General features: G+C 70.9%; 13 protein-coding genes and 1 pseudogene. 4 read left to right on the forward strand and 10 right to left on the reverse strand.

All coding sequences use genetic code 11. The features are described 5' to 3' along the window. Positions 1-757: 757 nt before the first annotated feature. The gene (locus tag FHS42_RS11005; RefSeq protein ID WP_246494469.1) at positions 758-5,062 is read left to right on the forward strand and encodes a non-ribosomal peptide synthetase; all 4,305 of its coding nucleotides are present in this window, start codon (positions 758-760) and stop codon (positions 5,060-5,062) included. 34 nt (positions 5,063-5,096) lie between these two features. After that, positions 5,097-5,306, forward strand: a complete 210-nt coding sequence (locus FHS42_RS11010; RefSeq protein ID WP_184571474.1) for an MbtH family protein — start codon at positions 5,097-5,099, stop codon at positions 5,304-5,306. 122 nt (positions 5,307-5,428) lie between these two features. On the opposite strand, the gene FHS42_RS11015 is transcribed toward FHS42_RS11010, so the two are convergent. The 9 genes and pseudogenes from FHS42_RS11015 to FHS42_RS11055 all read right to left on the reverse strand — a co-directional run bounded on the left by FHS42_RS11015 (position 5,429) and on the right by FHS42_RS11055 (position 19,536). Continuing rightward, positions 5,429-7,765, reverse strand: a complete 2,337-nt coding sequence (locus FHS42_RS11015) for a xanthine dehydrogenase family protein molybdopterin-binding subunit (protein ID WP_184571476.1) — start codon at positions 7,763-7,765, stop codon at positions 5,429-5,431. Further along, positions 7,762-8,727, reverse strand: a pseudogene (locus FHS42_RS39365) ((2Fe-2S)-binding protein); the annotation flags it as partial. The gene FHS42_RS11015 and the pseudogene FHS42_RS39365, both read right to left, overlap by 4 nt. Positions 8,728-12,470: 3,743 nt before the next feature. Then, positions 12,471-13,367 carry an FAD binding domain-containing protein gene (locus tag FHS42_RS11025; RefSeq protein ID WP_184571478.1) on the reverse strand — a complete coding sequence of 299 codons (897 nt, stop codon included), beginning with the start codon at positions 13,365-13,367 and terminating at the stop codon, positions 12,471-12,473. 370 nt (positions 13,368-13,737) lie between these two features. After that, positions 13,738-14,631 (reverse strand): carbohydrate ABC transporter permease, encoded by an 894-nt coding sequence (locus tag FHS42_RS11030; RefSeq protein WP_184571683.1) that lies wholly within the window; start codon positions 14,629-14,631, stop codon positions 13,738-13,740. Positions 14,632-14,657: 26 nt separating this feature from the next. After that, positions 14,658-15,710, reverse strand: coding sequence for a carbohydrate ABC transporter permease (locus FHS42_RS11035; RefSeq protein WP_184571480.1), 1,053 nt, complete (start codon positions 15,708-15,710; stop codon positions 14,658-14,660). Between the two features lie 11 nt (positions 15,711-15,721). After that, positions 15,722-17,026: an extracellular solute-binding protein gene (locus FHS42_RS11040; RefSeq protein ID WP_184571482.1), complete on the reverse strand. Its 1,305-nt coding sequence runs from the start codon at positions 17,024-17,026 to the stop codon at positions 15,722-15,724. A gap of 478 nt (positions 17,027-17,504) precedes the next feature. After that, positions 17,505-17,897 carry a recombinase family protein gene (locus FHS42_RS11045; protein WP_184571484.1) on the reverse strand — a complete coding sequence of 131 codons (393 nt, stop codon included), beginning with the start codon at positions 17,895-17,897 and terminating at the stop codon, positions 17,505-17,507. Positions 17,898-18,021: 124 nt separating this feature from the next. Continuing rightward, a complete protein-coding gene (locus tag FHS42_RS11050) occupies positions 18,022-18,321 on the reverse strand; it encodes a DUF3039 domain-containing protein (RefSeq protein ID WP_184571486.1) in 300 nt (99 codons plus the stop codon). Positions 18,322-18,336: 15 nt separating this feature from the next. Continuing rightward, a complete protein-coding gene (locus tag FHS42_RS11055) occupies positions 18,337-19,536 on the reverse strand; it encodes an MFS transporter (protein WP_184571487.1) in 1,200 nt (399 codons plus the stop codon). Between the two features lie 252 nt (positions 19,537-19,788). Here FHS42_RS11055 and FHS42_RS11060 point away from each other — a divergent pair, with 252 nt between their 5' ends. After that, positions 19,789-20,724 (forward strand): LysR family transcriptional regulator, encoded by a 936-nt coding sequence (locus FHS42_RS11060; RefSeq protein WP_184571489.1) that lies wholly within the window; start codon positions 19,789-19,791, stop codon positions 20,722-20,724. 14 nt (positions 20,725-20,738) lie between these two features. Here the strand turns inward: FHS42_RS11060 and FHS42_RS11065 are convergent, their stop codons facing one another. After that, entirely contained in the window at positions 20,739-21,389 is a 651-nt protein-coding gene (locus FHS42_RS11065; protein ID WP_184571491.1) for a YqgE/AlgH family protein, read from the reverse strand. A 251-nt stretch (positions 21,390-21,640) separates the two neighbouring features. On the opposite strand from FHS42_RS11065, the gene murA reads away from it, so the two are divergent. Further along, positions 21,641-22,981, forward strand: coding sequence for a UDP-N-acetylglucosamine 1-carboxyvinyltransferase (murA, locus tag FHS42_RS11070; RefSeq protein WP_184571493.1), 1,341 nt, complete (start codon positions 21,641-21,643; stop codon positions 22,979-22,981). The last annotated feature ends 36 nt before the right edge of the window (positions 22,982-23,017 follow it).

The following is a 23,017-nucleotide window of genomic DNA, read 5'->3' on the forward strand; positions in this document are numbered from 1 at the left end:
ATCCCCTGCGACTGCCCAGGCTCGTCGCATGACGACGGCCCTTCGGATCAGCGCCGCAACTTCTCGCCGAGAGCACATCCTCGCCCTGCTGCGATGTGTGGTCCGGGCACACCCCGCAGCAGGCCCTCACACTCTGATTCCGTGACGGCCGCCTGCTGGTGCGACAGCGAGTTCGGAGGCACTCTGGCGCGCGCGAGCACGCTCCGGCCGCACAGCACTGAACCGAAGGCGCCGCGCCGTGCGGGTTCCGCACGAGATACGACAAATACCGCGGTGCTGACCATCTATCGCGCGGCGGTGGCACCGATGAGGCGCACCTCACATCCCTGACGTGGTCGTTCCAGGTGGTCGTTTCGGTGCCGCGAAGGAACCACACTGACCGAAACACGCGGATTACGGCCAAGAACGGGAAATGTGGCGTACGCGAAGTAACACCAACCCACACCAAGTGAACTGTCACCACTGGTCAGCGCTCCCCCTAAAGTCCCCCCTATACCGCCCCTAGCGAAGTCCGATGCATTGCGGGTGTGCGAGCTCTATTCACATGACCGTTACGGAATTGTCTCGTCATCTCCTTAAGTTGAGGGGCGCCACCTGGCAACCCCCACCATGTGGACGGTTCCCCCCTGCCGAGTTCACGGCGGGTGCCATGCGGCTTCTAGGATCACTGTGCGGCTTACCTGTCGCCGTGGTTGCTCACACCGGCCAGCGGCCGAGCCGATACCCTCTTTTTTCGCTAGTGCACGAGGTGAAAGTCTTGCGGTCTGAGATTCGCGAATCGCGACTCCCGTTGTCCAACGGCCAGAATGAGATCTGGTTCAGCCAGCAACTCGATCCGGAGAGCACGCAGTTCCGGATCGGTGAATATATAGAAATACACGGGCCGGTCGATCCCGGGCTCATGGAACGTTCGATACGGCAGGCCGTGGCGGAGGCCGAGCCGCTCAATACCCGATTCGGTGAGGACGGCGGGGTGCCCTGGCAGGTGCACGAGCCACTCACCGCATGGGACTTCCCCTTCCTCGACGTCAGCGACGCGGCGGACCCCCAGGCGACGGCCGAGGAGTGGATGCGTGCCGACCTCGGCCGCATCCTCGATCTGTCGAGTGACCCGCTCTTTTGCTACGCGCTCTTCAAGCTCGGGCCCGAGCGGTACGCCTGGTACCAAGGGCTGCACCACATCGTCACGGACGCGGCGGGCGGAGCCCTCATCGCCCGCCGCACCGCCGAGATCTACAGCGCCCACGCCGCCGGCGATGACGTCCCCCCTTCACCCCTCGGCCCCTTGCGGCTGCTGCTCGACAAGGACGCGGCATACCGCGCATCGGACGACTTCGGCAAGGACCGTGACTATTGGTCCGAGCGCTTCCGCGACTATCCCGAGCCCGCCAGGCTCGCCGGACGCCGGGCGACCGTGTTCGAGTCTCGTATCCGCGAAACGGTATTCCTCAGTGAGGCCGAAGCGGTCCGGTTGCGGGCCTCGGCGCGCGCCGCTGGAACACACTGGTCGGCGCTGATGATTGCGGCGACGGCCGCCTATCTCCACCGCCTTACCGGCGAGCGGGATATCGTCCTCAGCTTGCCGGTTGCCGCGCGCACCGATGCCGAACTTCGCACGGTTCCCGGCATGTTCGCCAATCTGCTGCCACTTCGGGTCTCGGTAAACGGCGAAACGCGTATACGTGACCTGCTCAAGCAGGTGTCGCGCGAGGTGCGGCAGGCATTGCGGCATCAGCGGTATCGGAAAATCGATCTCGCACGGGACCTGCATCTGCCGGACGGCGGCCGGGCATTCAACGGACCGCATGTCAATATCATGTCCTTCGGTTACGACTTCACCTTCGCCGGGCACCGCGTCACCGCGCACAACCTCTCCAATGGATTGGTCGAAGACCTGGCGATCATGGCGTATGACCGTTCTGACGGCACCGGCATCCGCATCGACCTGAACGCCAACACGAGTCTGTATACCGAGCCAGAACTCGCCACCCATCGGCGCCGCTTCATCGACCTGGTGACCGCATTCGCCGACGCCGACCCGGCTGCGCAGCAGCGCACCGTCGGAGGCATAGAACTGCTCAGCGCCGAGGAGCGGGAGCGCATTTTCTTCGCGTGGAGCGGCGGCACGAAGGCCCCCGCACCCGCCTCGCACCCGGCCCCCGAGCCGGCCAGCGCGCCGGCCACCGCTTCGGCTGGGGCCCCGATCGAGGCCCCAGCCGAAGTCCCGGCCGATCACAGCGCGCACACGCTCCCCGACCTGCTCGCCGCGCAGGCGGCCCGCACCCCCGACCAACCGGCCGTCGTGTGCGATGACAGCCGGCTCAGTTACGCCGAGTTGGACGCGGCGGCCACCCGGCTCGCCCACCTGCTCGCCGCCCGCGGCGCCGGCCCCGAACGCACCGTCGCCGTGGCGCTCCCCCGCTCGGCCGACCTCGTCATCACGCTGTTGGCCGTGCTCAAGACGGGCGCCGCGTATCTGCCGCTCGACCTTGACCATCCGGCCGAGCGCCTCACGTACCTACTCGGCGACGCGGACCCCGCTTTGCTGGTCACCCGGTCCGACAGCACACCACCCGAGCGCGCAACGTCCACGGTGCCCACGCTCGTCCTGGACAACAACGTTGTCAGCCAGGCACTCGCTGCCCTACCCGCGACCGGCCGGCCGCTGCCGTACACCGTGCTGCCGCTGCACCCGGCGTACGTCATCTACACCTCCGGCTCCACCGGCCGCCCCAAGGGCGTCCCCGTACCGCACCAGGCCATCGTCAATCGACTGCGCTGGATGCAAGACGCCTACCAACTAGGCGCAGATGACCGGGTGTTGCAGAAGACCACAGCGGGTTTTGACGTCTCCGTCTGGGAGTTCTTCTGGCCGTTGCTGACCGGCGCCACGCTGGTCCTCGCACGCCCCGGCGGCCACAAGGACCCGGTCTACCTGGCGCACGTCATGCGCGAAGAGGCCATCACCACGGCGCACTTCGTGCCGCCGATGCTCGATGTCTTCCTCGCCGAGCCCGACGCCGCCCACTGCCGGGACCTGCGCCGGGTGTTCTGTAGCGGCGAGGCGCTGTCCCGCCAGAGCGCCGAGCGCTTCCACGCGGTGCTGCCACAGGCCCAGCTGCACAACCTGTACGGGCCGACCGAGGCCGCCGTTGACGTCACGCAGCACGCGGTCGAACCGGACGCGACGGGCCCGGTGCCGATCGGCCGGCCGGCGCCGGGCACCCGGCTGTACGTACTGGACGCGGGGCTGCGGCCGTGCCCGCCCGGTGCGCCCGGCGAGCTGTATCTAGCGGGCGTGCAGTTGGCCCGTGGCTACCACCGGCGGCCGGCACTGACGGCGGGCCGGTTCGTCGCCGATCCGTACGGTGAGCTCTACGGCGCTCCAGGCGCTCGCATGTACCGCACCGGCGACCTCGTTCGCTGGCTCCCGGACGGGAGCGTGGAGTATCTGGGGCGCACCGACCACCAGGTCAAGTTGCGCGGCTTCCGCATCGAGTTGGGCGAGATCGAGGCGGCGCTGCGCGCGCTGCCCGGTGTCGGTCAGGCGGTGGCGCTCGTACGCACCGATACCCCGGGTGACCAGCGGCTGACCGCGTACCTCACCGGCGAGACGCTTGGGATAGCTGAGACGCCGTTGGACGTCCCGGCCATTCGGGAGCAGCTCGGCCGCTCCCTGCCCGACTACATGGTGCCCGCCGCGTTCGTGGTCCTCGACGCGCTGCCGCTGAGCGTCAACGGCAAGGTGAACCGGGCGGCGCTGCCCGCACCCGATGTCACGGCCAGCGCGTCGGGGCGGGCCCCGCGCACGCCGCACGAGGAGTTGCTGTGCGCGATGTTCGGCGAGGTGCTCGGACTGCCCGCCGCCACCATCGACGACGACTTCTTCCAGCTGGGCGGGCACTCGCTGCTCGCCTCGCAGCTCGTCAGCCAGGTGCGGGCGGCGCACGGCGTGGAGCTGACGATCCGCGACCTGTTCGCAGCGCCCACCCCGGAGCGGCTGGCACAGCGGCTCGATGCTGCGCTCGTCGGCGGACCCGCCCCCGCCAAGCAGCACGGCCTGGACCCGCTGCTCGCGCTGCGCGCCGATGGCGAGAAGCCACCGCTGTTCTGCATCCACCCGGGTGGCGGGCTCGGCTGGCTCTACTCGGGTTTGCTCCCGCATCTCGGTACCGACCAACCGGTGTACGTGCTTCAGGCGCGGGCGCTCAGCGAATCCGGCGTGCATCCCTCGCGGGTCGAGGAGATGGCCGCCGACTACCTGGCGCAGATCCGTGCCATCCAGCCGCAGGGCCCGTACCACCTCCTTGGCTGGTCGTTCGGCGGCCTGGTCGCGCACTCCATGGCCGTCCAGCTCCAGCGCGGCGGCGAGAAGACCGGGCTGCTGGCCGTGCTCGACGCGTACCCGGACTACCGGCACACCTTTGACGATCTGCCGCGGCTCAGCAAGCGGCAGTGGCTCGGGCTGCTGCTCGATGACGTCGGCGGGCGCGAGCTGATGGCACCGGCGCCCGAGGCGCGACCGGGCGCGGAGGCACCGCAGGGACCAGCGGGCACAGTGGACACAGCGGGCACAGCGGAGTTGGCAGGCCCGGCGGAGGAAGAGTTGGCGGCGGACCTGAGCCGGGATACGGGGCTGCCCGTACACCTCCTGGAGGGGCGGGCGAGCTTCCCGCTGCTCGACATCTTCCGCAACGATCTGGAGCTGATGCAGAAGTTCACGCCCGAGCGATACGCGGGCGACATGCTGCTGTTCACGGCCGACCTGGCGATCCCCGGCTATCAGCGCGACCCCGCGCACACCCCGCAGGCGTGGCATCCCTACGTCGGCGGGCTGCTCGATGTGCACCACGTCCAGGCGCAGCACTACCACCTGATGCGCCCCGAGCACGTCGCTTCCATCGGCCCTGTGGTGGCAGCGGCGCTGGGCGCCGGACGAGCCGCGCCGGGCCCTGGCATGCCCGGCGTACCCGATGCGTACGGCGTATCCGATGATGCGGGTGCTGCCGAAGCGTCCACCGTGCCCACCGCCGCGGCGCACCGTCCCGCGCTCGCTCACTGACCCCCGCCACTCACCCGCGCCGAAAGGACCTTTCATGACGAATCCGTTCGACGACGAGGACGCCCGCTACCTGGTGCTCGTCAACGCCGAGGGCCAGCACTCGCTGTGGCCCGCCTCCGCCGCCGTACCGCCGGGCTGGTCGGTGGCTCACCCGCAGGACACGCGCGCGGCGTGCGTCGCGTACGTGGAGGCCCACTGGACGGACCTGCGTCCGGCCAGCCTCGCCCGCGCGATGACGAGCTGACCCGCAACAGCCCCGACCGCCACCACACCGAGCTTGCGTACAAGCGTGGGGCTGGGCCGCATCGCGCGGTCCAGCCCCAGGTGCCGAAAATGCCGTAGGCCGGAGGCCGCAGGTCCGGCCCGCTACCGCCGCTCGCTTTGTACAACGGCCGCCTGGGGGCGGATCGGCAGCCGGTTGATGGGCCGCCCCGTGGCGGCGCGTACCGCGGCTGCGATCGCCGCCGGGGAGGTGACGACCGGGACCGCGCTCACCGCCTTCGCGCCGAAGGGGGCCACCACGTCCCGCTCCTCGACCAGCTTCACGATCCGGATGTCGGGCACGTCGAGCGCGGTCGGCAGGGCGTACCCCGTGAGGTCGGGGTGGCGCACGATGCCGCGCGAGGTGCGTAGGTTCTCGGTGAGTGCGGCGCCGATGCCCTGGGTGACGCCCGCCTCGATCCTGGCCCTGAGCTGCCGCGGGTTGAGCGCCCGCCCCACGTCCTGGGCCACCGTCAGCTCCACGACGCGTACCGAGCCCAACTCCGCGTCCACATCCACCACGGCCCTAATCGCACAGAACGCGAGCCCGACGAACGCGTCGCCCTGGCCCGAGTCGTCCAACGGCTCCGTCGGATGCGGGCGGCACTGCGCCGTAGCCCACAACTCCTTGCCCTCAAGGGCCTCGTCCACGGTGGTGCTGAGCACCCCGTCGTACGAGGTGATCTTGCCGTCCGCGATGGTCAGCAGCTCCGTGGACATGCCGAACTTGTGGGCGAGAGGCTGCAAAAGCTGCGTACGCACCATCTTCGCGGCCCGCTCCACCGCACCGCCCGATACCCAGGTGTGCCGCCCGCGCGCGGTGGGCCCGGCCGGGGGCTGGTCCGTATCGACGGGCGCGACGTGCACCTCTTCCACGCCCAGCGTCTCTTGCACGATCTGCCGGGCCAGCGTGCTGAAACCCTGCCCCGTCTCGACGGCGGCGCAGATCACGGTGGCGACCGAACCCTGCACCTTCACCGTCGCCGTGGACACCTCGTCGGCGCCCTCGGCGCCCAGCATGTGCACCATGCCAAGGCCGTAACCCACGCCGCGGCGTACCGCCTGCGGGTCGCCCGCGCCGTCCGGGCCGCCCGGCAGCAGCCACTCGCTCGCGTCGGTGTCCGCGTCGTCCTTGGGCAACGTCGGCAGCGGTTCCTCGCGTACTGCGGTGAGCAGTTCGGCCACCGGCGCCGGGCACGTCACGGTCTGGCCGGTGGGCAGCAGATCACCGGTGGCCATGACGTTGCGCATCCGCAACTCGGCCGGGTCGAGGCCCAGCTTGGCCGCGAGCTTGTCCATCTGGCCCTCGTACGCGGCGCACACCTGCATCGCACCCTCGCCGCGCACATGGCCCGATGGCGGGTTGTTGGTGCGGACCACCCACCCCTCGATGAAGGCGTGCGGCACCACGTACGGGCCGCAGGCGAAGGAAACGGCGGCGGCCAGCGCGTCGGCCGATGAGTCGGCGTACGCGCCGGCATCCAGCAGGATCTGCGCCTCGACCTTGAGCAACGTGCCCTCGCTGTCCGCGTGGTGGCGGTAGCGCAGCAGCGTCGGATGGCGGTGCGGGTGGCCGAGGAAGGACTCCTCACGGGTCGCGGCGAGCTTGACCGGATGCCCGGTGCGCAGCGCGAGCATTCCCAGCGGCAGTTGCATGCCGGAGTCCTCCCGCTCGCCCATCGCGCCCGGCACCCCGGTCACCACGACCTTGACGAGCTCGGGAGGGAGGCCGAAGCAGGCGGCGGCCAGGTCGCGGTCAGCGTGCGGGTCGGTGGAGGCGGTGTAGATCTCCACGCCGCCGTCCGGGCGCGGCACGGCGAGCCCGGCCTCGGCGCCGATCGGCGCGGGGTCCTGCCGCCCGATCCGGTAGAGCCCCTCGACGATCACTTCGCCGACGACCTCCGGATCACCGAAGCTCAGCGGGATGTGCCGGATCACGTTGCCATCGGGGTGCAGCGGCTCGGCGCCGAACGCCTGCTCGGGGTCGGTGACCGGCTCCAGCACCTCGTACTCGACGGCGATCGCCGCCGCCGCCAGCCGTGCCGTGTCGGGGTGATCGGCGGCCACGGCGGCGATCGGCTCGCCGTGGTGGCGCACCAGGGTCTTGGCGAACACCGGCCGGTCCGCGACCCTGCGCCCGTGCGCGGCATCTCCCGGCACGTCCGCGTGCGTCAACACGGCTCGTACGCCCGGCATGTCGGCCGCCGCCGCCGTGTCGATGGACACGATGCGCGCATGCGGGTGCGGGGAGCGCAGCACCGCGGCCCACAGCAGCCCCTCGGCCCACAGGTCGGCGGCGTACGGGAAGACGCCCTGCGCCTTGGCGGTGGCGTCGAGTGGCGGTACGGATACGCCGAGTCCGTGCGGTGGTGGTGCGGGGGCCGCGCCACCCGCCGACTGAGGCACGGTGGCGGCGCCGACACCGTCCGTGGTTCCCGTCATCCCGATTGCCTTCCGCTGCCGCCGTCGTCGTGGAGTCTCTCGCCGCCGTACTCGGCGCCTTGTCCGCCGCTTCCGTAGCCGGGATGCCCCGGCCCGGTCGAGCCCGCGCCGTGGCCGGCGGGTGTGCCGTGGCCGTGGTAGCCGTTGAAGTACGCGCCGGTGGCCCGCTGGTCGGCGCCCTGGTACGGGACGCCGGTGGAGTCCGGTCCGCCGTCACCGGCCGCCGGGCCGTTCGGGGCGGCGTCTTCGGCGGCGGCAGCGGCCTCTCGGCCCGTCACCACCTCGCGTACCGCGTCGAGTACGCCCCGGTAGCCGGAGCATCGGCACAGGTTGCCGCAGATTGCCTGCCGGGCCTGTTGCTCGGTGGGCGCGTGGTTGCCCTCCAACAGGTCGTGCACGGTCATCGCGAACCCCGGCACACAGAACCCGCACTGCACGGCGCCCGAGGCGGCCAGTGCACGCTGCACGTCACACGGCTGCCCATCCGTGGACAGGCCCTCCACGGTACGTACCTCGGCCCCGGCCGCGGTCGCCGCCGGCACCAGGCAAGAGGCCACCAGGCGACCATCGACCTGTACGGAACACGCCCCGCACTCACCTTGCGAACAGCCGTCCTTGGCCCCCGCGAGCCCAAGCCGTTCACGCAGCACGTACAGCAGCGACTCGCCGATCCAGGCCCCGGTCACGGGGCGATCGGTGCCGTTGACGCGCAACACGTAGGAAGCGAGCGGGTGCTCGATCTGCGGGTCGGTGACGACCCGACCGTGCGCCGCGGCCTCGTCGTCCCCGACCGACTCGGCCTCCGTTGCGGACGCGGGAGCGGGCTCGGCATCGAAGTCACCAGAGGCAACGGGTTCACCAGAGGCAACGGGTTCGTCGGAGGCGCCGGAAACATCGGGGGCGACCTCGTCCGTGCCGGTCACCGGCGGCTCTGCCTGCGCCCGGGGCGCGTCGTCGGCCGCGGCGACCGGATCGCTGTCGCTGGCGATGCCAGTGGCATTCGCGACCCCGGCGAGGGAGCCATCGGCGCCCTCGGCCTCATCGTGCGTACCGCTGACGCCCCCACCCTCCTCGGGGCCGGGGCCGGGCTGACCGGTGTTAGCTGCGGCGGCTGCGTCCGCTGCATCGGGGCCGCGCTCATCCGGGCCGGCGTTGTGGGGGCCGGAGCCATCGGCCGCGGTGGGCGGCAGACTGCCATCCGCGGCGGAATCGATCGGGACAGATCCTGGCGGGACAGCGCCGGCCGGAAGAGAACCGGTCGGTACGGAGTCAGCCGGACCACCCGAACCTGCCGGACCCGTCGAACCCGTCGAACCTGTCGAACTTGGGTCAGTCGGGGCGGAGTTGATCGGTGCGGCGTCGGTCGGAGGCGCGTCGGCCGAGGCGGCAGTCGGGGCGGTGTCGGCCGGGGCCAGGCCCGCTGCGGAGTCCGGCGCGTGGCCGACCCCGATCACCTTGCCGGTCTCGGACGCGTGGCCGGTCTCGGGCGCGTGGCCCGTCTCGGGCGCGTGCCCCGTCTCGGGCGCGTGCCCCGTCTCGGTTACGTGGTCGGCGACGTCGGCTTCACCAATGCGGTCGTCCGCTGCCGTACTCGTGCTGGCCGACTCCGGCGCCGGGGGGGCGGACAACGTGTCCGCGGGGTGCGGCGCTTCGGCCCCGGGCACGCCGGTTCCGTCCGGGCCACCGTGGTCGGGGCTGCCGTTACGCGAACCGCCGTTGCTCGGGGCATCGCTGCTGGGGGCGTCGTTGGCCGGAGACTCGCTGGCCGGGGACTCGCTGGCCGGGCCGGTGTCGGCGGGGCCGATGGCGATCGGGCCGAGCGCGATGGGGGTGCGCTCGGCGGCGGTTTCGCCGGCCGCATCGCTGGTCTGGGCATCGCTTGCCGCGCGGTGGCTCTCGCGAGCCCGCGCCACACCAGCGGTTGCCGTGCCGTGCGCGGGTGTCTCCGACACAGGACCGTGCTCGGGTACGCCATCGGCCGGGCCGCCACCCGGCGCGGTGCCCGCATCAGTGGTTGCCGCAGCCGGCACCGCGGTCGCAGGCTCCGAGAACTGGTCGGCCCCACCGTCCGGTTCGCTCTGGACGGCAGGCGGCGTACCAGGTTGGGCCCACTGCGCACCGGGTGCAGACGATTCCGCTTCGGGCTCGATGTGTGGGCCACCCTCCGGGCCAGCATCAAGGCCGGGGTCGCTGGCGGCCTCGTCCGTACCACTGGTGCCCTGCGCACCGTCCATGGCCACACCGTGCGCCGGCGTGCCGTGCCCGGCCGCTCCGTCCGCTGGGGTGCCGTCCAGCGGCGTGCCGCTCGGGTCCGCGCCGGTGGGCCCGCGCTGCTGCGCGAGGTCGCCCTGCGCGGAGCCGCTCTGCGTCAGCCGCTCCCGAAGCAGCCCGCGCAACATGCCGGGGCTCGGTTCGGCGGGGAAGTTGAACTGCCCCGTAGCGCCGGGCCGTTCACCATCCGGCGCGGGCGCGGGCCACGGGATGCGCGCGCCGCTGGGCTCATCGCCCAGCTCCCCTACGTCATCGCGCTGCGCGATGTTGCCGCGTACGCCACCGCCGCGCGGGCCGGGGACGTCCGCGGACCCGCCAGGATGGTCGGGGCCGTGCTGCGGCGTGCCGTCCTCGGCAGCAGGGCCGTGCGTGGCGTCGCCTGGGGCCGACTGCTGCACCGGGATGCCACCGGTCGCCGCGGGCCGGGACTCAGGCGCCACGGGCCGAAAATCGGAGGCCGCGGGCCGGGGGTCAGGCGCCACGGGCTGGGGCGCTGAGCCATGCGCGGGTGTTTCGCCGCTGGCTGGGGTGCCTTCGGCGACGGGTGTCGCGCTACCTGACGAGCCGTCACCAGGCACGTCCGTAACGGGAATTGCCGTCGCCGGCGGGTGGCCATCGAGCGCCGCACCGCCGGGCAGGCCGGCGCCGAGCGTGCCGCCTGCACCGTCTGCTCCCGCTTCGGTTCCCGTGGGCTCGTCGTTCGGCTGCGGCGCGGGCCACTGGCCAGCGGTGGCTGAGGCGCCGGGGTGCTCGGGTGCCGAATCGCCGTGCTCGTCGCCCTCGGTCGGGCGCGGGCGGTAGGGGGCGACAAGGCGGTCGCCGAGGGCGTACGCCGCCGGCGCCTGGGCAGGCGAAGGCGCCGCACCGTCCCGGTCGTCCGCGCCGATGACCGGCCATTGGCCGGTGCTCGCGTCGCCTGCGGGCGGCGTCGGCCACTGCGGGGCGCCTTGCGGGCGGTGCGGATCGTGCGACCGTGGGCCCAGTTCGCCGTGCGCCTGCGGGCCGTGTCCTTCGTCGGAGACTGCGGGCTGACCGGGCTGGCCGGGCAGGTCGGAGCCGGCAGGTGATGGTGCCTCGACGCCGTGCCCCACCGTGTCGCTCGGGGCAACGACGCCCGGTGCTTCTGACGCCGCGGGGTAGCCAACCGGCCCCTCGTACGCCGCCGGGTCCGCGTACGACACGGGGTCTTCATGCCGCGCCGGGTCCGCGTACGGCGTGGGGCCCTGCCCGTGCCCGTATCCGGCGGGTCCTGACGCGCCTGTCGGGTACGGGCCTTGGTCTGGCGACGCGGAAGGGTGCCGCCCCGCTTCGTGCGGCCCCATGCCGTGCGGTTGCGACTCGTGCGGCCCCGACTCGTGCGGCCCCGTCTCATGCGGTCGGCCGCCCTGCGGCTCCTGCGGGTACGGCGGCAGCCCGAACCGGTAGCCGCTCATCGCATACTCGGCGGTCTCCTCGATCCCGTCGTCCCCGACCGTGGGCAGGGTCCACTGGCCGGTCCCGCCGAGCGCGGAGGGCACGGGCCACTGGGCGGTCGGATGCGGGTCATGGGCCTGGTCCGGCCCATCCGTTGCGTCCGGACCGTGCGGGCCATGCGTGTTTGGGGCGTGCGTGTTCGGGCCGCTCTGTCTGCCGTACGGGTCGCCGGCGCCGGCCGGGTCGGCGTGGCCCGACTGGCCGTGCCCCAGGTTGCGACGACGAGCTAGGCCCTGGCTGTGACTCGCGTCCTGGCTGTGACTCGCGTCCTGACCGCGAAGTGCATCCTGACCACGCTCGGGGCCCCGTCCGCGCTGCTGCGCGCCGAACCCTTGCTCGTACGCGGCGGAGCGGTGCTCATCCAGCGGGAACTGGCCCACCTCATCAAAGCCGTCGTCTGGGGCCACCGGGATCGACCACTGGCCGGTCGGGCTCGCGCCGGAACCCTGTGCGGGGCCGGGCGCGCCAGCGCCCTCCGGGCCGAACGGCAGCGACCACTGCCCCGTAGCCGCCGGGTCGGTGCTCGCCGTTGGCGTCATCGGTGTGCCGCTCATGGGCCCACCGTGCGGCCCTGCCCCGGGCTCCGCCTGGTGGTCAGGGGCGCCCTCGCCAGGCCCTGCCAGGCGCGGCGGATGGGACTGGGGCTGCCAGTGGTCGCCGGGCGGCGGGGTGTAGCCAGTGCCGGGTGCTGCCAGCGGGTCCCAACCCTGCGGCAGCGGCACCGACGGATCGGTCAACTCGGGCGGCAACTGGACAAAGGCCGTGCCCTCCGCGTCATATTCGGGACCGTGCGGGATGGGCTGCCAGCCACCGAACGCCGAACCGGGCGCTCTACCGGGCGCGCCCTGCCCATCACCGGGCGGTGCGACCGGTTCGTCCGCGGGGTAGGGCTCGTACGGCTCCGCCTCGGGCCCGGCTGGGCCTGTGGGACCGCCGGGACCGCGTGGATGCTGTTCTGACGTCATGCGAGCGCCCTCCCCAGTGCTCGGCGGGCCAGGATCGCCACCGTACGCCGTAGGTGAAGGGCGGCGGGCGGCAAGGGGGATGGTGGTTCGCCGCCCTCATCGGGCGCCGGGGGCTCGGGGATGCAGGCGGCGGCAACGTACTCACCGAAGGCCGCGCACGCCTCGGGCGCGAGGCCACGCACACCGTCCCAGTCGATGAGCGAGGCGACCCACGCCTCGGCCTCCAACGGGCGCAGCGGCATCGGCGCGACGGCGCCCACCGCGCAGCGCACGTTGCGTCGCGCCGGGTCCAACACCACGGCCACCGAAGCGGTGGCCCGGCCGGGCCCGGTGCGCCCGGTGGCCTTGAGGAAGATCTGTGGGGCATGCAACAGCGGAACCCGTACGAATCCGACCAACTCGCCGGGCCGTAGCATCTCGACACCGGCCAGCAGATGGCTGACCGGAATTTCGCGGTGGCCCTCGGGGCCGACGATGACGAGCGCGGCGTCCAGGGCGGCGAGCACGGGCAGTGCGTCACCGGTGGGCGCGCTGGTGACGATGTTGCCGCCGAGGGTGCCCGCATTGCGGATCTGCGGTGGCCCCGCGGCGCGCGCGGCGGTGGCCAGGGCCGGGATGAGCGCGGCGAAGTCGGGGCGGCCCATGCGGGCATGGGTGAGCCCTGCGCCGAGCAGCGCATGCCCGTCCTGGTACTGCCAGCCGCGGATCTCACTGATCCGGCCCAGGCCGACGAGCGCGGCGGGTCGCAGGAGCCCGGAGTTGACGGCCGCCATCAGATCGGTACCGCCCGCGACGGGCACGGCGGCGGGCATGGCCGTCAACGCCGCCACGGCCTCGTCGAGCGAGCCCGGCAGCGTCACGGTGTGCGCCGCCTGCGGTGCGTGCGTGGTCAACCAGATGCCCCTTCCCCGGTCCCCAGTGTCCCGGCTGTTCGCCGTACGGTACGTGCTGACAGCGTGGACGTGGCAACTCTGGCACACATCGACGGCCCGCCGCCGCGAGGGTCCACGAAGCGGGGTTCCCTCCCACAGATGCGAATGGTCCGTTTTCTTCAAACGTCCCGCTGCTCGCCGTTTACTGGTGGATTACCACTCTTCGATGACCCTTGCGTGGCTTGTACCGTTGTCTGAAGACCACCGTCCCAGGGGCGGTGGAGGTGGGCGGTCCGCTTGGCTCGGGACTCACACGATCGGGGGCGCCCCATCGACGGCAGGACCGCGAAAGAGATGGCGGGGAGCCGGTCGTGCCGTCGTGGGCGTGCCGTCAGTCCTTCACCGCCCCACCGAGGCCCGATACGAGGCGCCGTTGCACGAGTACGAAGAAGATGAGCACCGGAATGGTCATGATGGTTGAGGCCGCCATGATGCCGCCCCAGTCGTTGCCCTCGTCCTTGAAGAACACCAAAAGCGCCATCGGGAGCGTGGAGTTCTCGGTCGCGCTGATGATGAAGGACTTGGCGAACAGGAAGTCGTTCCAGGTGGAGATGAACGAGAACACGCTGGTGGCGATGAGGCCCGGCAGCACGAGGGGGAACAGGATCTGCCACAGGAACCGGGTGCGGCTCGCCCCGTCCAGGTAGGCGGCCTCCTCAAGGGACTCGGGAACGGCCTTGACGAATCCGCGCAGCATCCAGATGGCGAACGGCAGCGAGAAGGCGATGTGCGGCAGGATCAGCGAGCCGAGGGTGTTGAGTCCGACGCCGGGCACGGTGTCGCCCACGTCGCGCATGAGGAAGAACATCGGGATGGTCAGCGCCTCGACCGGCACCATCTGCGCCACCAAGAACATGATGAGCACCGTCGTCCGCAGCTTGAACCGAAAGCGGGTGACGGCCGTCGCCGCGAGAAAGGCGATCAGCGCCGAGGCGATGACCACGGTGCCCGCGACGAAGAGGCTGTTGAGGAAGTAGCGGCCGAAGTCCTGCTGCTCGAATACGCGCCGGAAGGCGTCGAGGGAGGGGTTCCAGGTCCAGGGCCTGGGGTTGCTGGATTGCACCTCGTCCGCCGGTTTGAACGCGGAGAGCACCATCCAGTACAGCGGGAATGCAACCACCACCGCGATCAACAGGGCCGCGACCTCCGCGGCCAGCCGCCATGGCCTACGGATGCGCAACCGCGAGCGGCGGCGGGGTCGCGGGCCCGCGGACGAGGGGCTCACGGACGAGCGGCTCGCGGACGAAAGGCTCACAGCTCTTCTCCTTGTCTGCGCAGCAGCCGCAGATAGATCAGGGTCACGGCGAGCAGGATCAGCAGCATGACGATGCCGATCGCCGAGCCGAGGCTGTATTGCGAGGAAGCGAACGCCTTTTGATAGGCGTACACATTGAGCACCAGGTTTTGGCCGGCAATGCCGCCGCCGTTGGTCATCACGTAAATCTGGGTGAACACCTTGAAGTCCCAGATGATGGACTGGATGGTGACCACGACGAGGATCGGCCGCAGCATCGGTGCCATGACGCTGCGCCAGGTGCGCCAGTGCGATGCGCCGTCGAGTGAGGCCGCTTCGAGCACCTCGCTGGGGATGGCCTTGATGCCCGCGTACACGGTGACCATGACCAGCGGGAACGAGCACCACACGACCTCGAAGAGCACCAGCGCGAACGCGCTGTAGCGGTCGTAGGTCCAGGAGAAGTCCTCGAAGCCGGACAGGCCGCACCACACGAGCATCTTGTTGACCGGGCCGAAGTCCGGGTCGAAGAGGAAGACCCAGACCGTCGAGCCGGTGATGGCGGGGGTGGCCCATGCGCCAAGGGCGGCGAGCATCAGCGCCAGTCGGGGCAGCGCGCGGATGCGGGTGAGCAGAACGGCCAGCGCGCAGCCCACGCCGAGGGTGGAGACCACGCAGACGGCGGCGAAGATCAAGGTGGCGACGAGCACGTCCCAAAATTGCCGGTCACCGAAGAGTTTGGCGTAGTTACCGAAGCCCTTGAAGGTGGTCGGCTCACCACCGCTGACCTGGGCCTGGGTGTACTCCAGGAAGGAGATGAGGCCGAGTTGGTAGATCGGGTAAATGAGCAGTGCGGCGAGGACGACCAGGGCGGGCGCCAAATAGAGCCACGGCGTCCACCGCGAGGCGCCGCGCGGCCCGAAGCCGCCGGACTTCGCTGTGCGCGGGGAGCCGCCGCCGCGCCGCCCGCCCTTGGCCACGGGGCGCGGCACAAGAGCGGACGCGGCGGGGGCCGGGCCAGCGGGGGCGGTGGCGGGCACGGGGGCCGGAGTGGAGGCGTTGGAAGACATCAGCGGCTCACTCAGCTTGCTTCGGCGAAGGCGTCGTTCATCTTTTGGCTCGCCTCGCCCGCCGCAGCGTCCGTGTCCTTACGGCCGCTGACGATCTGCTGGAACATCGTGGGCAGCACCAGGCCGGCGTCGATGGAGGCCCAACCGGGCGAGGCGGGGACGAACTTCGCCCCGGCGTCCAGGGTCCGCACAAACGGTGCCACGAACGGCCGCCGCGCCGCGGCTTCCTCGCGTACATCGGTGTAGGTGGGCAGAAAGCCCATCGCGTCGAAGAGCGAGTTCTGCGTCTTCTTGCTGGTCAGCGACTGCATCAGATCGAGCCCGAGCGTGCGGTGCGAACTGCTCTTGAGCAGCCCGATGTTGTTCCCGCCCGCGAACGCCGGGGCGATCTCGCCCGCCTTCTTCCCGGGCAGCGGCACCACCGCGTACTTGCCCTTGACCTTGCTGCTCTCGACGGCCTGATGGTTGAAGTCACCACCGATGGCCATGCCTGCCTTACCGGAAGCGAACGCCTCGATGGTGTCGTTGCCGCCCATCTGCGCACACTTCCTGGCCGGACAGTTGTCGTCGCCGAACAGTGAGGCGTACACGTCGATCCCGCCCCTGGCCTGCTCACTGTCGATGGCCGAGCGGTATGAGCCGCCCTCTTTGGTCGCCAGCTCGCCGCCGTTGGACCAAACGAACGGCAGGGCCCCGTAGGTGTACGCACCGCCGACCACGAGCCCGTAGAGATCGGAGCGTTCGGCCCGGACCTTCTTGGCGGTGCTGATCAACTCCTGTTGCGTCGTGGGCGGCTTGAGACCGAGGTCCTTGAAGACGTCGGTGCGGTAGTAGAGCGCGCGGACGCCGACGAACAGCGGCGAGCCGTAGGTCTTCCCGGCAACGGTCACCGACTCCTTGGCCGTCGGGTCGGTGTCCTTGTTCTGCGGCCAGCCCGCGAACTCCTTGCTGATGTCGGCGAGTCCGCCGTCGCGCACGTATCCGGCGGTGTCGGTGTTGCCGTACTCGATGAGGCCGGGGGCGCTCTTCGGGTCATTGAACGCCGCCTTGAACTTCTGCGCGCGGGTGTCGATCGGGATGTAGGTGACGTCCACCTTGACGTCCTTGTGCCCCGCACGAAAATCCGCCACTGCCTGGTCAACGACCTTCTGTTTGGGCTCGTTGTTGACCTCCTGGAAGAGCCAGACGCGCAGCGTGCCGCTCTTGTCGTCCTTCTTCGCATCGTTGTCGGAGGTGGACGGGGCGCAGGCGGTGGCGGTGAGGCCGACGGCGGCGAGTACCGCTATCGGGGTGGCGATTCGGGCAAAGACGTTCATTCGGAGACCCCCACGGAGTGGCGTTGCGTCCTGCGCAACGCCCGTTTCGCTTTGCACAATACGCAGGAGGTTAAGGGCCGTTGTCTGGCCGTACAAGAGGTCACGTCCACTTCGTGATGGGCAAGAAGGCCCAAGTGACAGCCAGTACGGAAGAACGCACGCACGGCTCAGCCAGAAACGAGTCAAACGAGCCAGCAAACGGGGCAGCGAACGACGCGGGCAGCAGGCCGGCGACAGCGCGGCGACAGCGGCCAACAGCGCCCAGCAACAGAGCGCGGCGCCGGACCCGGCACGCCCGTAACAACCGCCGCGGGAAGGTAGAACCAACGAGTTAAGCAGGGCTCAGCATGAGCTCAGCAGGGCCACGCCGGCACCACCGCCGATACGACCTACGCTCCCGCCTCGGCCCAACCTCCGGCGCCGCCTCGGTGAAAAGACGAGCTCAACCACAGGCGCGCCGACCAGGCGACGCTGAGCCTCACTCGCAAAAGCGCTCGCCCGGGTAAGCCGGTTCGGGGAAGGGCACGGCCTCCAGGCGGGCGCCAGCCTCGCCTAGCCGGGCCACTACCAGGTCCCAGTCCGGCCAGGTGGCGCGCATGCGTCGCAGCAGACGAAGGCTGGCGACCAACACCACATCGCAACCGGGGTTGTCGGCCCACTCCAGGAGCCGATCCATGGACGCCTGGAGGACCGAGAACACGCTGCTGCCCACGGGCTGATAGCCGCGTTCGGCGGCCAGCCGGCCACACTGTTCCAGTTGTGCGTCCCAGTCCTTGTCGAACTGGCTGAAGGCCGGCGTCCCCTCATCGGACTCATCGACCTCCCGGGCCCCGAACACCAGATACGCCGCCCGCTCCACGCGCCCGCTCATGGCAGCGACCTTACTGCCGCGCCCGCCCCGACAACACCGCGCGCCCGGTCCGTATCCACAGGCGTGGATGCGGACCGGGCGCGTATGAGGTTTCCCACCGCGGATCAGTGCGGTCGGACGACGGTTACTTCTTGCCGCCCTTACCGTCCTTGCCGTCCTTGCCTTTGTCGCCCCCGGCGCCCATGCCCTCGAAGATTTCCTTGCACATCGGACATACCGGGTACTTCTTGGGGTCCCGGCCGGGGACCCACACCTTGCCGCAGAGCGCGACAACGGGCGATCCGGAGAGAGCGCTCTCCATGATCTTGTCCTTCTGTACGTAGTGGGCGAAGCGCTCGTGGTCGCCGTCACCGTGCGACACCTGCGGCGTCGGCTCAACGAGGGTGCCCGTACCTGCCCCGCGCTCGGGCTCATGAGTGCTCATGCAGACCAAGGGTACTCACGCCTGGGGTGTGCATGACGCGCCACCATCCACAACGCCCGGCCGGCCGCAGGTCCGCGCTGCGCCGCCCGTACGCGCCGTGACGCCGTGCAGCACCAGGCCAAGGCCCGCGACCCCGGCGGCGGCCCACGGCAGCGCGCTGCCGGACAGGCCGGCCGAGAGCGCGAGGCCGCCGAGCGCGGAGCCAACGGCGCTGCCGAGGTAGAGGGCGGAGTTGTTCAGGGCGAGCGCCACCGTGCCGCGCTCCGCGCTCAGCGCGAGCAGTCGGTGTTGCTGCGGCACCTGAAGGGCCCAACCACCCGCGCCCCACACCACGAGCACCAGGCCGAGCAGCAGCGGCACGGAAGCGAGCGACGGCAACAGAAGCTGCGCCGCCCCAATCGCCACGAGCACCACCGACACCAGCGTGCGCACCCGCCCCATGCGATCCACCAGCGGCCCGACGATCACGCTGCCCAGTACGCCACCGATGCCCCAGGCCCACAAATACGGGCTGACCCCCTCGATGCCGCCGGCGGATTCGAGTACCGGGGCCAGATAGGTGTACAGGCCCAGGCTGGCGACGGCGGCGAGGAAGGAGACGCCGACCACCGGGGCGACGGCCCGGTCGGTGATCAGCCCCAGCCGTTTGCGGGCCGGCACCGCGGGCTCGGCGGGAACCTGCGGCAACAGCACGGCCAACCCGCCGAGCGCCACCGCACCCAGGGCCGTGACCAGCCCCATGGTGGCCCGCCAGCCCGCATGCTCGGCCAGCAGCACACCCAGCGGCACGCCGAGCACGGTGCCGGCGCTCATGCCGCCCATCACCATGGCCAGCGCCCGGCCGCGCCGCTCCGGCGGCGCCAGGGCGGAGGCGGCGGCGGTGGACAGCGCCGAGTAGACGCCGGCCCCGGCGCCCGCGATCGCCCGAGACCCGAGCAGCAGTGCGAGCGAGGGCGCGAGGGCGGTGAGCCCATTGCCCAGGGTGAACACGGCCAGGGCGATCAGGATCATCGTCCGCGGGCGTACGCCCGTAGAAAGGCCGGCCACCAGCGGCGCGGACAGCGCGTAGGCGAGCGTGAAGACGGTGACCATCTGGCCCGCCAGCGACACCGTGGTATCGAGATCGTCGGCGACGACGGGCAGCAGCCCCGCCATCACATACGCGTCCAGGCCGAGGGTGAACGCCCCCAGCGCCAGAAGCAGGACCTTACGCACAACACGGCTCCTTGTTGTCAGTGGGCGCAGTGGGCCGGTCAGCCGGTGGGCTCGACCGGTTGCGCTCAGGAGTGCGGTGGACTCGACCGGATGGGCCGCGGCAGGCCGTCGCGGCGAGCGGCGACAGACCGCCACGACGAGCGTTGACAAGACCGCCGCGGCCAGCGGTGGCAGACCGTCATGGCCGGAAGCGTAGGCAGTCTCCGGATAGTCGCGGAAATGCCCGCGGACGGGCACTTATGCTCAGGGGACATGAGTGGCGATACGAGCGATCACGGCACGCCCCAGGACGACCTCAGCCCGGCGGGGCTGCTAGGACTGCCCGATGTGGAGTTGCGACATTTGCGCGGCTTCGTAGCCGTGGCCGAGGAACGCAACTTCACCCATGCCGCGCAGCGACTACGCATCGGGCAGCCATCGCTCACCCGCACCGTGCGGGCTCTGGAGGAGGCCGTGGGCGCCCAGCTACTGGAGCGCACCACCCGACATGTGGCCCTCACGGACGCGGGGCGGCGGCTCTACGCGGAGTTGGGGGTGCTGCTGCCACGCCTCGGCGACGCGCTCCGCGCGCCCTGCCGGCATGCGACGCTGCGCCTTGGCTTCACCTCGCTGCTGCCGGTCGCCTGCGCGGAACTCAACGCGGCCTTCGAAGCCGCCACCGGCGCCCGCGTGCGCCTGGTCCGCCGGGACACTCCGCTAGCAGGTCTGGAGACCGGCGACTGCGATGTGGCGGTGCTACGGGGCGATGCGCCGCAGGACACCGTCCGCAGCCGGGTGGTCGCTCATGAGGCGCGAGTGGCGGTGGTGGCGCGCAGCGCCAAGGGCGCGGCGGCCTCCGTCGCGGGCCGCCGCGTCATGGACTGGAGCGAACTGGCGCACCTGCCGCTGGTGGTCAACACCGTCACAGGCACCACCCGACCCGAGCTATGGCCCGTAGGTCAGCGCCCCGAGTTGGCGTGCACCAGCGGCAACTTCGACGAGTGGCTTGAAGCCGTGGCCGCAGGCCACGGCATCGGGGTGGCACCGGAACCGGTCGCGCAGCGCCACACCCACCCCGGCCTACGCTTCATACGCCTGAAGAACGCGCCTGCGGTCGCGGTACGGCTCGCCATCCCCACCCGGGGCGCCCACCCGCTGGCGGTGCAGCACTACGCCATGACGGCCGCGAACTGGCCCAGCGGGGCGTAGCCCGTATCCCGCAGTCAGTTGAGCGACGCGTCGTCCGGATACGTGGCCACCATCGCCAACTCGCTGCGCTGTCGCCGCAGCACGGAGCGCCACAGCTGTTCCGGATCGGGCGATGACACATCACCGGGCTCCGACTCCACGACGTACCAGGCGCCCTCGACCAGTTCCTCTTCCAACTGCCCCGGTCCCCACCCGGCGTACCCGGCGAAGATCCGCAACGAACCCACGGCGGGAGCGAGCAGTTCCGGCGGGGCCTCCAGATCGACAAGGCCGATCGCCCCATGCACCCGGCGCCAGCCGATGGGATCTCCCCTGCCAAGCCGCAGCCGAGAACGCGCGGCGGGCCCACCTCCGGCCGGCGGCGAGCCCGTACCGCTTACGCGCCCGCCCCCGGCCGCCGACTCGCCCGGCACGACCGCGACGCCCAGCGCCGAGTCGAGGGACACCGGGCCACCCTGGAACACCACGCCCGGCTCCCCCGCCAGCGCGGCCCACGCTTCGAGGATGTCGCCGACGCCGACTGGAGTAGGCCGGTTGAGTACGACGCCGAGCGAGCCCTCCTCATCGTGGTCAAGCAGGAGCACCACCGCACGGTCGAAGTTCGGGTCAGCCAGCGCCGGCGTGGCGACAAGCAGCCGTCCTGTGAGCGAGGACACCTCGGTCATGGCCACATGATCCCGCACTTCGGGCCCGCGCGGGGGGCGGAATGGGAGGCCCGAGTGAGAGCAGTCGGGGGCGTACGACAGCAACGACGGCGCACATCACTGCGCGTCCCGACTCGCACACGCACGGTGCGTACGACCCGCGGGGACGATGGCCGAGAGCCGTTCGGCCTTACGGAACGGCTCGCGTTGGCCATTACTCTTTTCTTTTGCCCCCCTTGCCCATCAAGGCCCATCCCAGGAACGCGAGACTTATGACCGGCACCGACGATGTACTCCTTGTCCACGGCGGCACCCCGCTGGAGGGCGAGATCCGGGTCCGCGGCGCGAAGAACCTCGTGCCCAAGGCCATGGTCGCCGCACTGCTCGGCAGTGGGCCCAGCCGGCTGCGCAATGTCCCCGACATCCGCGATGTGCGGGTAGTGCGCGGTCTGTTGCAGCTCCACGGAGTCACCGTGCGCCCCGGGGAAGAAGCGGGCGAGCTGGTGTTGGACCCGTCACACGTCGAGAGCGCCAACGTCGCCGACATCGACGCACACGCCGGTTCCTCCCGCATCCCGATCCTGTTCTGCGGCCCGCTGCTGCACCGCCTCGGCCACGCGTTCATCCCCGGCCTGGGCGGCTGCGACATCGGCGGCCGGCCGATCGACTTTCACTTCGAGGTCCTGCGACAGTTCGGCGCGACCATCGAGAAGCGGGCCGACGGCCAGTATCTGGAGGCCCCGCAGCGGCTGCGCGGCTGCAAGATCCGCCTCCCGTACCCATCGGTCGGCTCCACCGAGCAGGTGCTGCTGACCGCCGTACTGGCGGAGGGCGTCACCGAGCTGTCCAACGCGGCCGTCGAGCCGGAGATCGAAGACCTGATCTGCGTCCTGCAAAAAATGGGCGCGATCATCTCGATGGACACCGACCGCACGATCCGCATCACCGGCGTGGACAGCCTCAGCGGCTACAACCACCGCGCCCTGCCGGACCGACTCGAAGCGGCCTCCTGGGCGAGCGCCGCGCTCGCCACCGAGGGCAACATCTACGTCAAGGGCGCCCAGCAGCGCTCGATGATGACCTTCCTCAACACCTACCGCAAGGTCGGTGGCGCCTTCGAGATCGACGACGAGGGCATCCGCTTTTGGCACCCGGGCGGCCCGCTCAACGCCATCGCGCTGGAAACCGACGTCCACCCCGGCTTCCAGACCGACTGGCAGCAGCCGCTGGTCGTGGCGCTGACCCAGGCGTCGGGCCTGTCGATCGTGCACGAGACGGTGTACGAGTCGCGCCTTGGCTTCACCTCGGCGCTCAACCAGATGGGCGCCCACATCCAGCTCTACCGCGAGTGCCTCGGCGGCTCCGCCTGCCGCTTCGGCCAGCGCAACTTCCTGCACTCCGCGGTCGTCTCCGGACCCACCAAGCTCCAGGGCTCAGACCTGGTCATCCCCGACCTGCGCGGCGGCTTCTCGTACCTGATCGCCGCGCTTGCGGCGCAGGGCACGTCCCGCGTGCACGGCATCGAGCTGATCAACCGGGGCTACGAGAACTTCATGAGCAAGTTGGGCGAGCTCGGCGCAAAGGTGGAACGGCCCGCGGCGAGCGCCCGCTGAGCCGGCTGCCCGAAACTCCACGGCACAGGGCCGCTC

It is taken from the genome of Streptomyces zagrosensis, assembly GCF_014203645.1.
Classification (GTDB): domain Bacteria; phylum Actinomycetota; class Actinomycetes; order Streptomycetales; family Streptomycetaceae; genus Streptomyces; species Streptomyces zagrosensis.

Bases quoted from the DNA above. Each gene is read 5' to 3' on its own strand.
- FHS42_RS11015 (WP_184571476.1), bottom strand. From the start codon at position 7,765: ATGACGGGAACCACGGACGGTGTCGGCGCCGCCACCGTGCCTCAGTCG.
- FHS42_RS11035 (WP_184571480.1), bottom strand. From the start codon at position 15,710: ATGTCTTCCAACGCCTCCACTCCGGCCCCCGTGCCCGCCACCGCCCCC.
- FHS42_RS11065 (WP_184571491.1), bottom strand. From the start codon at position 21,389: ATGACCGAGGTGTCCTCGCTCACAGGACGGCTGCTTGTCGCCACGCCG.
- murA (WP_184571493.1), top strand. From the start codon at position 21,641: ATGACCGGCACCGACGATGTACTCCTTGTCCACGGCGGCACCCCGCTG.
- FHS42_RS11010 (WP_184571474.1), top strand. From the start codon at position 5,097: ATGACGAATCCGTTCGACGACGAGGACGCCCGCTACCTGGTGCTCGTC.
- FHS42_RS11060 (WP_184571489.1), top strand. From the start codon at position 19,789: ATGAGTGGCGATACGAGCGATCACGGCACGCCCCAGGACGACCTCAGC.
- FHS42_RS11050 (WP_184571486.1), bottom strand. From the start codon at position 18,321: ATGAGCACTCATGAGCCCGAGCGCGGGGCAGGTACGGGCACCCTCGTT.
- FHS42_RS11045 (WP_184571484.1), bottom strand. From the start codon at position 17,897: ATGAGCGGGCGCGTGGAGCGGGCGGCGTATCTGGTGTTCGGGGCCCGG.
- FHS42_RS11040 (WP_184571482.1), bottom strand. From the start codon at position 17,026: ATGAACGTCTTTGCCCGAATCGCCACCCCGATAGCGGTACTCGCCGCC.